Raw genomic sequence first — 13,933 nt, forward strand, 5'->3', positions numbered from 1 at the left:
TTCTGACGTCTTCGCAAGAAAGAGAAAACCATGTCATCCATCAGCTCTGTCATCAAATCTATCCAGGACATCATGCGCAAGGACGCCGGTATCGACGGCGATGCCCAGCGCCTAGGCCAGCTCTCCTGGCTGCTGTTTCTTAAAATCTTCGATGCCCAAGAAGAGGAGTTGGAATTTGAACAGGGCAGTGAATATCGCCACCCCATTCCCGAGCGCTTCTTATGGCGCAACTGGGCAGCCGATGGTGAAGGGATCACTGGTGATGAACTGCTCGACTTCATCAACGACGATCTGTTTGATAGCCTGAAAAACCTGCCTGTCAGCATCAAACTCAATCCCCGTGGCTTTGTGGTGAAAGAGGCGTTTTCTGACGCTTTCAACTACATGAAGAACGGCACTCTGCTGCGCCAGGTGATCAACAAGCTCAACGAAATCGACTTTACCGACAGCAGTGAGCGCCACCTGTTTGGTGATATCTACGAGCAGATCCTGCGTGACCTTCAGAGCGCTGGTAACTCCGGTGAGTTTTACACCCCACGCGCAGTGACCCGCTTTATGGTCAACCGTATCGACCCCAAACTGGGGGAGAGGATCATGGACCCGGCTTGCGGTACCGGCGGTTTCCTGGCTTGTGCGTTTGACCATGTAAAAGAGCGTTACGTTCAGTCGGTCGGCGACCACCAAACTCTGCAGCAACAGATCCTGGGGGTGGAGAAGAAGCAACTGCCACACCTGCTTTGCACCACCAATATGCTGCTGCATGGAATTGAGGTGCCGGTTCAGGTCCGACATGGTAATACCCTCAACCAACCGCTCTCCAGTTGGGACAGTGACATCGATGTCATCCTGAGTAACCCACCATTCGGTGGCACAGAAGAGGATGGCATCGAGCAGAACTTCCCTGCAGACATGCGCACCCGTGAGACTGCCGACCTCTTCTTACAACTCATCATCGAGGTACTGAAACAAGGCGGCCGCGCCGCCGTGGTGCTGCCCGATGGCACCCTGTTTGGCGAAGGGGTCAAGACCAAGATCAAGCAACTGCTCACCAGCGAGTGCAACCTGCACACCATAGTGCGCCTACCCAACGGCGTGTTTGCCCCCTATACCGGCATCAAGACCAATATCCTATTCTTCACCAAGGGCCAGCCAACCAAAGATATCTGGTTCTATGAGCATCCCTACCCGGCCGGGGCCAAAAGCTACAGCAAGACCAAGCCGATGAAATTTGAGGAGTTTGAGACCGAGATCGCTTGGTGGGGTGACGAGGCAAATGGCTTTGCTGCCCGAGTAGAGACCGAGCAGGCCTGGAAGGTCAGTATCGACACCATCATCGAGCGCAACTTCAACCTCGATATCAAAAACCCCCATGTCGGTGAGCAGGTCAGCCACGATCCGGATGAGTTGTTGGCCAGCTATGCCAGCCAACAGGCTGATATCCAGACCCTGCGCGACCAGCTAAAAGCCATCCTGAGCGAAGCGCTGGGCAAGGGCGCGGCCAAACAGGGGGAGCAGGCGTAATGGCGATCGAGAACTTGATTACCGACCACCTGGACCTATGGACCTCCGCCGTACGCCCCAAGAGCAGTGCCGGCCGTGGCAGTAACAGCAAGCTAGAACTCACCGGCATCAAAAAGCTGCGTGAGCTGATTCTGGAGCTGGCCGTGCGCGGCAAGCTGGTGCCGCAAGACCCCAATGATGAACCGGCCTCGGTGCTGCTGGCGCGCATTGCCGCCGACAAAGCACAGTTGGTAAAAGCAGGAAAAATTAAAAAGGAGAAACAGTACTCAGCGATCACGAAAACTGAGCTGCCTTCTCACATGCCTAATGGATGGGTCTTCGAACGCTTCGGAAATGTTCTAATAAACCGAGATTTCGAACGTATCCCACTTGCTGTTTCTGATAGAGAGAAAAGAAAAGGACCATATGATTACTATGGTGCTTCAGGAGTCATTGACCATATTGATGAGTACCTATTTGATAAACCATTGCTATTGATAGGTGAGGATGGCGCTAACCTTATTAATAGGTCTACTCCAATAGCATTCATGGCGCGAGGGAAGTACTGGGTCAATAATCATGCCCACGTTTTAGATGGGTTAAATGAAGAGCTATTGTTGTATGTTTGTTTGCATATTAATGCCATCTCTTTGGAACCATATATTACTGGTACTGCTCAGCCAAAAATGAATCAAGCCAAGATGAATGAAATCATACTTGGTATTCCGCCAGCCTCCGAACAACACCGCATTGTTGCCAAAGTCGATGAGTTAATGGCCCTCTGCGATCAGTTGGAACAGCACAGCGAATCACAGCTGGCGGCCCATCAGACTTTGGTGGAGGCATTGCTCGCTACGCTTACAGATAGCGTAGATGCCGAGGAACTGGCGCAAAACTGGGCGCGGTTAAGCACTCACTTCGATACTCTCTTTACCACCGAGGCGAGCATAGACGCCCTCAAAAAGACCATCCTACAACTAGCGGTGATGGGTAAGTTGGTACCGCAAGATCCCAGCAATGAGCCAGCGTCTACTCTGCTGGAGCGTATTGCCGCCGAAAAATCACGGCTGGCCAAAGAGAAAAAAATCAAGAAAGAGAAACTATTGCCTGCTATTAGCCAAGAGGAAAAACAATTTGAATTGCCCCAAGGCTGGGGTTGGTTCAGACTCTGTGAACTAGGTGTTTTTTTTGGTGGAAAAACACCTAGTAAAATGAAACCTGAATATTGGGGTGGAGATATTCCTTGGGTGACACCAAAGGATATGAAAGTTGACTACATAATTAATTCAGAGGATTACGTAACAGAACTGGCAATTTCAGATGGATTGACTTTGGTAGAAAGAGGTTCGTTGTTGTTTGTTGCAAGAAGTGGGATTTTGAGAAGGAAATTTCCAGTTGCAATTGCTACAGTTACATGTACTGTCAATCAAGATTTAAAGGTCTTGCGGCCAATTGATGATAGGCTGACACCGTATATTCATTTAATGATGAAGGGATTTGAAGAGTACATTTTGAAAAACTTAACGAAAGTTGGAACTACCGTGGAAAGTTTAGTTTTTGATGAATTTTCAATACATCCATTTATGTTACCTCCGCTATTTGAACAAAACAGTATCGTAGCCAAAGTTGATGAACTGATGATCCTCTGTGACCAACTTAAATCTTGCCTCCAAACTAGCCAGCAGACCCAGCTTGCCCTGACAGAGTCGCTGGTGGAGGGCGCCCTGGCCTGACCGCTGGCATTGCGCCTACTCTCTCATGTCGCCCAATGCGGCAGTCATCAAACAACAACCCCGGCGTAAGTTGCAAGCAACCAAGCGGCCGGGGTCATGTTGTGGGCAACCATAGAGCGAAGTTCCAAATCCAGTCAAATATTTTGCCCCATTTTGTGACGGATCAGCTGGTAGTCGTGTGGGTATTCAAGCAGGATCTCGAAGGCTTTTCTCCGTGGAGAGAGCCTGCCTGAAATATCGATATGACAAGGAGTTGAGATGCTGCATGCCATTTTGCATGGCAAGGCCGGGAGAGTTGAACAAGGTGGCCAGTCTCTCCGCTGGCGTGAGCTGTTCAAGCGCAATGAAGACCTGCTCACAGCCACCTTCTTTGGGCGACTCCCCTACTTATCAAATGATGCTTTCGAAGCCGTGCTGGGTTGCCTGATTGGAGTTGAGCAGGCAAAGCGGCTAGCACCTACCTTCATTGAAATTGAACTCTGGTCTCGCCTCACCGAGTGGGAAGAGCGTGGCTATGTCGAGCCCGATGTGATTCTGCGTTTTGAGAATGAGCTGGTGATGATTGAGGTCAAGCCTCCTTTCGGCGGTGGCCAGTACCAAGACCAGTGGCAGGCACAGATGACGGCGTTAAGTGTCGAAACTGAGTATCTGGAATACGAGCAGATTCACTTCGTTGCTCTCGGCAATACCCTGCCAGTCCCTTTGCCCATAGATGAACACCCCAAGCGCTTTACCCCTATGACTCAACTGGAGTGGAACGATCTTCGTCGCTTACTGCAGAACAACTCTATGTTTACCAGTTGCCGGCAAGACGAAGCGATCTGTCAGGACTGGATGGAGGCTTTCAGCCTATTTGGCATGTTGCCATCTGCTCCAAGTTGGCAACCCCTATTGGATTATGCCAGTGCGCCCTCATTGGACCTGGCCGTCGCCTGTCAGCAGTTGTCATTGAGCGTCAAGATGCCAGCTCAGGATAACTGGGCTCCCCTGATGAGCTTCGCCAACGGTTTGACTTTGGATCACCACCTGCTGGCCGCCAGTATTCAATAAGTTGCTTTCACTATCACAGGTCAGATTGACCGATTAAGGATTTTCGGATGACTCATGAAATAGCCCAGGCAGAACGATTGGTCGAACAGTTGGGGCAAGCCCACCGCCTGGCGGCCGGTTTCTACCAGCGGATCTTGCCGCTGTTTGATCAGATTGCCCAAGAGTCTATTGATGCCACATTCTGGTATTGGAAACCCAGTGAGAATGGCCGCCCTTGTTCAGGCAGCTCCAGGCCTTCCAGTTCCTGGGTATGGGACTACATCCCGCTGTTTGCCTCCACTCATGGTTACCGTACTTGGGATGGTGATAAGGCCCGTGCTGGTGATATGACTTTGGCACTGCGGCTCTATATTGATGACGCCTTCAAGAAGGGCTCATCTCAGAGAGGGAATAGCAAAGGCATGCCAGATCCCTTGGAGCTGAAAATGGGGAAGGCTGTAGTGGAGGTGAACCTGTTCCGTTGTACTCAGGATAGTGAGCTTCATTTCGATGAGCTGTGGAGCGATATTCCTTGGCCTGAGCCAACAGAACAGTGGACTACCGCAGCCCAGCACCAAGAGGTTGAGTATTGCGTGCGCCATGTGTCACTAGCTGAGCTGTTGGCCGACCCAGCAGTGGTTACTGGGTGGCTCAAGGGTCGGTTGGGCTAGCCCCCCTGTAGGACTGCAGCCCTTTATGTAATGAGCCCAGAGGGTCAGATAAGGCTGAAGTTCATCGGCCAGCACAATTGAGGAAGAATACTTCAGCCAAATTCGGCTATGCTCCCTTCCGCCACCTGGTGGGCTCCGTTCTTGCGGCGCAATTCCCTGGCCATTAGCTGTGCTCACCAGGTGGCTCTCTGAATCGGCTGTGTCGTGGTTTCCCTAATACGGCCATGCTCCACCGCTCCGATAGCGGTAACTCCGCACCTAACTCGACGGGGCTCCGTTACACCCGGCACCGCCACTGGCCACACACTCCTCGGCTAAGCCTGTAGAAAGCCAAGGGGGTGATGGAGCGCTCCTGCCACGGCAGTTGAAGCAATGCCCCACTGCTACCGGATGAACCATCCCGCCTGGGCCGGCCACTTGCCCCTATCAGTACCTGCGCAATCCCCTCTGAACTGCGCACTACAAACTGCGCAAATTGCGCACTTCTCTGCGCACAAGCCGCTGTGCAAAATCGAAAAACAATGGTGATGAAATATTGGAGGAGCCAGGTTTGGTAAGGGCTGGAGGAGTAGGTGGAAGCTTGGAGAGTGCGCAATTGCGCAGAAATGCGCAAAACGAATTACATCGGCGCGAAGAACAACACGGTGAGTATGAATCGTGGGATCCGGGTCATAGGGATTTGAACCCGCATCCCGAAAAGTGCGTCGCGAGCGCTCGAAGTAGCCGGAGACCTGGCCGGCTTTTTCGCGGGGTAGACCGGTACGCCTCAATGGCAAAAATGTGGGGTGGCTTATTCACCAGTAACACCAATAGCAACACCGCCGCCCAGGTACATACAATTAAATCATTTAAAATCAACAACATGATTTATTGATTCAGACTCCCCCAGCCCACCACATACCGGTCCAACAGTGACCAACGAAGTCCAAAAAACCCGCATAGCATAAGGCTTTGCGGGTTTTTTGTTGCCTTGTGCTGTCCAATGGGGTGCGTTGCCATCCAGCCCTTTTAGGCATATCGTTAGGCATATCATTTTGTATGCCTTCCGGAGCGTATGCCTATGCCTCGTATCACCCGCCCCTTGTCCCCAACCGAGATCAAAGCAGCCAAGCCCAAAGAGAAGGAATACACCCTCTGTGACGGGGCTGGTCTTGAGCTCGTCATCAAGCCCAATGGCTCCAAGTTGTGGCGCCTCCGTTACTACCGTCCCCTAACTAAACAGCGAAACATGATCAGCTTTGGCTCATGGCCGGAGATGTCGTTGGCTGACGCGAGAGAGAAGCGCTCCGAAGCTAAAACGTTGCTGCAACAAAACATCGATCCCCAACACCATCGTGACGAGCAGGCATCCGCCGCGTTATCGCTGAGCGAGCATACTTTTGAGGCTGTCGCCAAGCGCTGGTTTGATGTCAAACGCTCTTCCGTCACCCCAGCCTATGCCGAAGATCTCTGGCGTTCGCTCGAAATGTATCTGTTCCCCGAGATCGGCACTGTGCCCGTGATGGAGATAAAGGCGCAGAGAGCTATCAAGATCATCGAGCCAATCGCTGCTGCTGGAAAACTTGAAACCGTGCGTCGCCTCACCCAGCGGGTGAACGAGATCATGACCTTTGCCGTTAACTCCGGCCTGATCGATGCCAACCCTTGCTCGGGGATCAGCAAGGTGTTTCAACGGCCAGCCAAACAGCACATGCCTAGGCTGTGTTCTTAAAGTGATGAAGATATAATCTCACCCCTTCTCAACAGCTTAAGACCTATGTAGTGTCCCGTCGCTATCAGTTAACCGATGCACAATGGGGGCTTATCGAGCCCTTGTTTCCACATCACCGCATAAGCGGACGCCCTACTCGTGAGCCACGCCAAATGCTTGATGGCATTCTCTGGATACTTCACACCGGTGCACCTTGGCGAGATCTGCCAGAACGTTTCGGCCCATGGAACTCGGTCTACAACTCCTTTCGACGTTGGCAAAGCACAGGCCGCATCGATGCCATCCTTGCGGCGCTGCAACTGCATCTCAATGAAGAAGGGCTTATCGACTTCGACCTGTGCTGCATTGACGGCTCCAATGTCAGGGCATCCAAAGATGCTGCCGGAGCGCGTAAAAAAACACTCCGGTGAATCAAGCTCTTGGTCGCTCTCGTGGTGGTTTTGGCAGCAAAATTCATTTGGTCACTGATGGTAATGGTTTACCGCTGGGGTTCTGCCTTTCGCCGGGGCAATCAGCGGAAATCAGATATGCGACAAGTGCGTTGACCATGGCAAGGATCCCGACTTCATCAGGCCGTTATCGCACGCGGCCAACGCATCTGGCCGCAGATAAGGCTTATAGCAGCAGGGCTCTGCGGGCAGAACTCCGACGTAGAAAGATAAAAGCGGTTATCCCGCAACGCAGCGACCAGCAACGGCACCATAAGGGACGTCCACTGGTGTTAGACAAAGCTCGTTATCGTAGGAGAAATGTGGTCGAACGGTGCTTCGGATGGCTGAAGAAGTTTCGCCGATTCTCAACGAGGTATGAAAAACTGGCGGGAAGTTTTGCAGCCTTTATCAAGCTGGCTTTCTGCCTTCGTTACTTACGGGAACTATTGGTGGACAGAAAACCAGCATTTTGAGAACACAGCCTAGCTTATGCGGTCGGCATCGTCGCACACAATCTTGTGACATATAAGCCTGATTATGAAATCGTGAAGCATATTGTCGATAAATCAATCAGCGTGCTTTACAAAAAATAACCATCGAAGGGCCATACCGGAACCATCGTGTTGACGATGGGCGAGACCCTATCCCCCAACCATCACCGACCCATCGAGGAGGCATTTGCCTCCTCTTTTCATTTCTGCCATTCACCCACTCTTGAAGGAGATACACTATGCCCCCCTGTATTCCCCCCGAATGCGAGCCGTTCGATCACCAAGGCTTTTGGCACAAACTCTGGGTCTTTGCCAAACGTGCCGGTCGGCCCTTTATCGAGACCTGCTTGCTGCTCTACTACACCAGCCAGAAGGATGATCTGCCGCTTTGGGCCAAACTGCTGATCTACAGTGCGCTGGCTTACTTTATCTCACCGATTGATGCGATCCCGGATGTGTTGCCGATGGGACTCACCGATGACATCGCGGCACTGAGTGCAGCTCTCGCCAGCATTGCCGCCTTTATTGATGAACAGATCCGTGCCCGTGTGGCCAGAAAAATGCGCGAGCTGTTTGGCCAAGATTAACCCCCACAAGGAGAACACCATGACCATTCCCTTTTTCCGGGACGGCTTTGCCCTGCCCGTAGCCCAAGCATTGTTAGTTCTGCTCAACCAGGAAATCGCTAAAACCGAGCTCAATATCGAGCGCTTAACCCAACTGACCTTCAACTTTCGCAACCCCGGCTACAGTGCCGAGCAAGGCGGCGTGCACCCAGTCGAGATCCGGCTGATCCGTGGGCTCGATGGCTGGATGTTCGATTACGTCACCGACTTCAGTTATCAAGGGCTGGGGCTGGATGCCGAGCTCTGCAAGGAGCTCGATTTCAACTTCCTCGATGGCGAACACACCATGTTGGGCTGGGGACCGCTAAGGCTGGCTGAGGCGCGGGAGTTGTTCGACATCTGGCAGAGCAACTTCATTGCCTACTGCCGCTTGGAATGCTTCAGCGTCACGGTCGCAGGAGATTAGGAGGACACGATGCCCCATGAATTAGCTCTCTCCCACTACTCACGCCAGTGGCTGGGACGAATCGCCACCAGCGCCAAGCTAACCCCCACTCGCAGTGGTCAGCGTTGGCTGCTGCACCTGACACCGGATAGCCCACCAGCCCGCACAGTCACCTTACAAGTGCGCTGGTTTGGTGTGCAGTGGCAACTGCTCTCCATCACCAATGCCGATGACTGGCGCACCATGAGCCAAACGGTGGATGAGATCTGTGTGGACCCCAAACGTCGCTGTTTCTGGCGCAGTCAAGCAGGCCCCGTGCCACTCACCGAGCAACCCCGCGTGCTGGCAAGCTTTCTGGCTGACCTGCAGCGTACCTGCATTAATCGCGGCTATGCCGTGGAGAGTGACCACATCCCCGACAAGGAGATTGAAGATGATTAATGCTGTGCTCGCCATCGAGCTAGAGGCTTACCTTGAACGTAATGGCCTGGTTGAAGCAGTGCATGACCAAGGCTAACCAGTGGACGGTTATGCCCTCTGCCTGCGCTCTGAAAATGAACGGTGCGATGCGCTGCCGCAATGGCTATGCGACAACTCGGATCACCACTGACCCACCCAGCTAGGCACCCTGCTAGCAACCAGTTACCACATTCCACTGCACGACTACCCCCCGCACACCTTGGCGGCCTGAACACCGCCAACCAAGCCTGCGGTCACACCCCATACAGTAACCTATTAACCAACTACCTCGCCTACCCTGCCGCGTCCAACGCGGTGGGGCGATGGCGTATGGAGCCTAATCATGTTGCATCACAAACTGATCGCCGGGGAGATCCCCGGCACCTATCTCGTCACCGAGCTGATTAACGAAGAGGACCTGTTGGCTATCGCCAACCAGATTGCTCGTCAGAAGCTAGCCAAAGGAGAAGCTATTACTGACAAATACTTGGCTCAAAAGGCACTACAAGCAATATTGCAGACCAGGGAACGAGAAGTGTTTGTCGCTCTTTTTCTCGATAACCAGCATCGACTGCTGGCTTACGAAGAGCTATTTTTGGGCACGTTAGGTGCTGCGACTGTACATCCCAGAGAAGTTCTTAAAAGCGCACTCAAACATAATTCAGCTGCAGTACTACTGGCTCACAACCATCCTTCCGGCTACGCGGAGCCCAGCTCAGCCGACCTGCAGATCACCGAGCAGTTAAAAGGCGTATTACAGCTAGTGGAGATACGCCTGTTAGATCATGTGATCATCACCGCACATACATGTGTGTCGCTCGCAGAGCGTGGGTGCTGTTGAGCACCATCAGACCACGGCAAGGATACTTGCCGTGGTACCCTTCAAGCTTGTTTTTTTGATTGAACACACGAGTTTTACACGCTCACAGTTGGAACCCGCAGACAGCTGTGTGAAACTAACAGACCTATCTATTGACCACACAGATCCCCTATTCATGACAGCCAAAGCCGACTCTTTGCGACAAAAAGTTAATGCCATCCTCACAGGAAAAAAATTACACGATCATCAACGTATCGCAGCACAAAAAACATTCGATGCACTGAGTGGTAATGTCCGAGCAGTTATCACTGCGGCAGAGATGCAAGCTGGTAAGTCTGGTGTGGCACTCGCTCTTTGTTGTTTGCAGCGTCTGTCACTGACTGATGCAGATATCTGCGACCGAACTAAGCTCAAAGACACTCTATATTTGGTAACCATGCCTGACGTTGCCTTGTTAGAGCAGGCAGAAATAGATCTGACTGATGCCAAAAATGTTGTTGTGAGTAACTTTATTCGATTCGACCAAGATTTAGAACGAAGCTTTAAAGGCAATCCGCCCAAACTGATCCTGATCGACGAGTGTCACTATGGCTCAAATGCGGCAGCTATTCGGTACTGCAAGGTTTTTGATTACCTCGAAACAGAAAATAAAGATTGCAAAGTAGTGTTTATCTCTGCGACGCCATTTGGGGCTCTCTATGCGGCAGAGACTGAATATGATGTTGCCAAGCACGAAGAAGAAATAGCAAAGCATAATCACAGAGAAAAAGAGGCTATCGAAGCTGCAGCAGCAGCCGAAGAGGCAGCTCGCAACTCAATTTTACGGCGTGATTTTAATACCAAATTGGTATTCCATCGCACCAGTAACGAATACTACGGTGTTCGGGAAATGCTGCGCTACAATAAAGTCACAGGATTGGATTCTGACTCGAGGAATATTCTCAATGATTCGCCTGCTAAAGAAAAACTACTGAGCTTACTTGAACAACATGAAGGTGCTGGATGGGTTTTGGTTAGGGTGCCACCAGGTGCCGCAATGGAGGCAAAAAATGGTTTTATTCAAGCAGGATTTTCAGATCAGAATGTTCACATTCTTGGGAAAGATCTCAGTGGTGTCCCAGAAGACCAATTAACTACCATCGAGCGATTTAAAAAAGAGTTCGATGAGTGCATCGACTTTGATGAAAAGCTTATTGCTATTACTGTAGCAGGCTGTCGCGCAGGGATTAATTTTGGTCAAGATATGAAACAGCGGCTAATTGCCACCTGGGACAGTACAGTAACCAGTGTCGCAGCAGTGGTACAAGCTAACATTGGCAGAGCCTGTGGGTACCATGACAATCGAGAAGCACATCACTTCACAAGTCTTAATGCGGCACAAGCCTATGGGGCAATCCTGGATTACCTTGATAAACATACCAGTGAACACGCCGCTTCTGATTTTTATGGTCTCAAAGAATTTTTTGAAGATGTATGCCAAGAATTTAATGTCAATGGTTTGGATGTCGGATTAACCGTCAAAAACAAGCGGCGTCGACCCATAGGTGATGTTGAAACATACATGACCGATAGCTACGTTGCCGTGCCAGCCAAGCTGATTGAGCCTGATTACGACTTCACACAACACACAGAGGATAAATTAATCCTGCAGGCCATAGCATTGCTACGTGAAGAGCTACTCAGAGATTCTGGTCCTTCGGTAAAGTCGTCTCGTGCCATGCGTGGCGCCAAGAAGAACTGGGTGAAAGCACAATGGGTCAATGGCGATACTTATGATAATAAAGAAAAAGCCCTAAAAGAGGGTACGATGAAAGCAAGGACTCTAAAGTTCACGAAACAACTAGATGATAAATCACCACTAGAGTTCAATACTATTGTCATGCCCGGTTCTGGTGAATACACAGAGCAAAAGCTCGTCACAGCAACCATATTTAGTATTTATAACATGTCTCGACGCAACAATGTCAGCAAATGGGTCATGACTGAAGATGATGTTCACGAAATGTGTGATCATTTTGGTATAGAGCACGATGACACCATGTTCGTACTCTATAAGCGTGGGGAATATAATGCCGAGGCAAGCCGTATGAAGGCTGCCGCTAATGAACTGCCAGAAAATGAAACAATCATCCATGATGAATCGCAATTTTCTGAGCAACAGCGCAACGTTTCAGTGAGTTAAACAATCACATGAACAATCAGGTAACACGGCATAGAGAAAAAGTTGCATCAGTACTATCTGGTAATACCTTCTCACATCAGATAAATGCGGCGCAGCGTGCTTTTCGTCATTTCGATAATGGATCAAGAGCTGTCGTTATCGCGGCAGAGATGCAATCAGGAAAGTCTGGTATTGCCTTAGCACTTAGTTGTCTGCAGCGGAATTCATTATCTGACAGTGATTTATGTGATCGTCGCAAGTTAAAGGATACCTTGTACTTGGTCACGATGGCTGACCTTGCGCTGTTAGAGCAGGCCAAATCTGACTTCGCTGCATGCCCCAACATGGTCGTGAGTAATTTCACGAATTTCCGGCTTACCCTGGCATCCGAGTTTAAGCATCAACAGCCACAATTGATCATCATTGATGAGTGCCATTACGGCACTCATCAAGATGGCGTTCGCTACAGTGATGTATTCAATTACCTTGATAGTGAAAATAGTGCTTGTAAGATTGCATTTATCTCTGCAACTCCTTTTAGCGCTCTCTATGCCGCTGGCGCTGACTCAATTCTAAAACATCAGTACCACACTCAACTGGTATTTCACAAAACAAGCTCCGACTACCACGGTATTCGGAGCATGCACAAGCATCATCAGATCGTGAAGCTCGATCCGACACAGAGAGATTTTTGCCAAGACTCGCTATTGCGAAGACGATTTATCAGACAATTTCTTGAACATCAAGGCCCAGGTTGGAGCCTCGTTAGGGTACAAAGTGGCGCAGCTGCTTCAGTAAAGGCCATACTGCTTGAGCAAGGCATTGCAGAAGATCAAATTTTTATTATTGGCCAAAAACTAGCTGGCGTCGAAGAACATGAAATTAGCTCGATTCATGACTTCAAATACGCTTATGATGGCGCCAGCCTCTTTGATGATAAACTCATTGCTATTACTGTTGCTGGCTTTCGAGCAGGAATAAACTTCGGTTCAAAAATGAAAGAGGAGCTGATTAACAGCTGGGACAGCACCATTTCAAATATAGCGGCAATCGTCCAAGCAAATATTGGTCGAGCATGTGGCTACCATAATAACATCAAAGCAATTCATTATACTAACCTTGATGCGATAGGTGCATATAGTGAATTACTTGATCATCTTGAGTCTCAATCTGAGCACTGTGACTTTTCAGCCTTACACGCTCAGTTTGAACATATCTGCCAACGCTATGATGTCGCAGGTTTTGACCGTGGTCTCACCATTGGCAGTAGTGTCGAGCACTCCGTAAAAACCACTATCCAGCCAGACCAATTTATCTATTTAACTGATCGTTATCGCATAGTCCCAGCAAAACTGCATGAAATTGAGCCAGACTTTAGCGACTACAAACTCGATAACGATGAATTAGAAGCTATCAGACTTATTCGAGATGAGTATCTTAAAGACGGCGGACCGTTTATAAAAAGTGGCCGGGCTTTACGAGGGGAACATCAAAACTGGATCAAGGCACAGTGGGTCAATGGAGCCACCTACAATGACTTTACCGATAGTTGTGCCAAAGCACGAACTTTATCATTTATTAGAACTATTGATCAGGATGAGCCATTAGTATTTAACCAGGTCGTCAATCCTGGTGGCGGTGAGAGTACAGATAGTAAGCGATTGATGGCGACAATTTTCAGTGTATATAACTTATCACGGCAACAGAGTGCCTATAAGCGCACCATGGATGAAGATGACCTTATTGAATTATCTGCGTCCCTAGAGATTGACTATGATGATACCATCATCGTTTTGTTTAAGCGGGGAGAAATTCAAGATGCAAGCGATGGAAACAAAAATAGTAATATCACTGAGTCACGAATAACCAACCAATCAATCTTTAGATAAAATTAGGCAGAGAGCTATCTCTGCCCT

General features: G+C 50.0%; 12 protein-coding genes. All 12 read left to right on the plus strand.

Translation table 11 applies throughout. The features are described 5' to 3' along the window. Positions 1–30 precede the first annotated feature (30 nt). The 12 genes from ACEUCR_RS04325 (at position 31) to ACEUCR_RS04380 (ending at position 13,906) form a co-directional block, all read left to right on the plus strand. Positions 31–1,521 (plus strand): N-6 DNA methylase, encoded by a 1,491-nt coding sequence (locus tag ACEUCR_RS04325; protein ID WP_201354447.1) that lies wholly within the window; start codon positions 31–33, stop codon positions 1,519–1,521. Continuing rightward, a complete protein-coding gene (locus ACEUCR_RS04330; RefSeq protein WP_408788242.1) occupies positions 1,521–3,233 on the plus strand; it encodes a restriction endonuclease subunit S in 1,713 nt (570 codons plus the stop codon). The genes ACEUCR_RS04325 and ACEUCR_RS04330 overlap by 1 nt, the downstream gene beginning before the upstream one ends. Positions 3,234–3,491: 258 nt before the next feature. After that, the gene (locus ACEUCR_RS04335) at positions 3,492–4,283 is read left to right on the plus strand and encodes a hypothetical protein (protein ID WP_201354449.1); all 792 of its coding nucleotides are present in this window, start codon (positions 3,492–3,494) and stop codon (positions 4,281–4,283) included. A 47-nt stretch (positions 4,284–4,330) separates the two neighbouring features. Next, positions 4,331–4,933, plus strand: coding sequence for a hypothetical protein (locus ACEUCR_RS04340; RefSeq protein WP_201354450.1), 603 nt, complete (start codon positions 4,331–4,333; stop codon positions 4,931–4,933). A 1,060-nt stretch (positions 4,934–5,993) separates the two neighbouring features. Then, positions 5,994–6,644: a phage integrase central domain-containing protein gene (locus tag ACEUCR_RS04345; protein ID WP_408788247.1), complete on the plus strand. Its 651-nt coding sequence runs from the start codon at positions 5,994–5,996 to the stop codon at positions 6,642–6,644. Between the two features lie 50 nt (positions 6,645–6,694). Next, positions 6,695–7,548 (plus strand): IS5 family transposase gene (locus ACEUCR_RS04350; RefSeq protein WP_408788250.1). Its coding sequence is split into 2 segments (ribosomal slippage): positions 6,695–7,037 and positions 7,037–7,548, totalling 855 coding nucleotides; the frame shifts between segments, so codons are not numbered across the junction. Between the two features lie 257 nt (positions 7,549–7,805). After that, positions 7,806–8,153 (plus strand): YkvA family protein, encoded by a 348-nt coding sequence (locus ACEUCR_RS04355; protein WP_408788253.1) that lies wholly within the window; start codon positions 7,806–7,808, stop codon positions 8,151–8,153. A gap of 19 nt (positions 8,154–8,172) precedes the next feature. Further along, positions 8,173–8,598 carry a DUF2787 domain-containing protein gene (locus ACEUCR_RS04360; protein WP_408788256.1) on the plus strand — a complete coding sequence of 142 codons (426 nt, stop codon included), beginning with the start codon at positions 8,173–8,175 and terminating at the stop codon, positions 8,596–8,598. Positions 8,599–8,607: 9 nt separating this feature from the next. After that, positions 8,608–9,018, plus strand: a complete 411-nt coding sequence (locus ACEUCR_RS04365; protein ID WP_408788259.1) for a hypothetical protein — start codon at positions 8,608–8,610, stop codon at positions 9,016–9,018. A 361-nt stretch (positions 9,019–9,379) separates the two neighbouring features. Beyond that, positions 9,380–9,877: a RadC family protein gene (gene radC, locus ACEUCR_RS04370; protein ID WP_408788262.1), complete on the plus strand. Its 498-nt coding sequence runs from the start codon at positions 9,380–9,382 to the stop codon at positions 9,875–9,877. 154 nt (positions 9,878–10,031) lie between these two features. Then, entirely contained in the window at positions 10,032–12,038 is a 2,007-nt protein-coding gene (locus ACEUCR_RS04375; RefSeq protein WP_408788265.1) for a DEAD/DEAH box helicase family protein, read from the plus strand. 8 nt (positions 12,039–12,046) lie between these two features. Further along, the gene (locus ACEUCR_RS04380; RefSeq protein WP_408788268.1) at positions 12,047–13,906 is read left to right on the plus strand and encodes a DEAD/DEAH box helicase family protein; all 1,860 of its coding nucleotides are present in this window, start codon (positions 12,047–12,049) and stop codon (positions 13,904–13,906) included. The last annotated feature ends 27 nt before the right edge of the window (positions 13,907–13,933 follow it).

This window comes from Aeromonas bivalvium, from assembly GCF_046078285.1.
GTDB classification, from domain to species: Bacteria; Pseudomonadota; Gammaproteobacteria; order Enterobacterales; family Aeromonadaceae; genus Aeromonas; species Aeromonas bivalvium.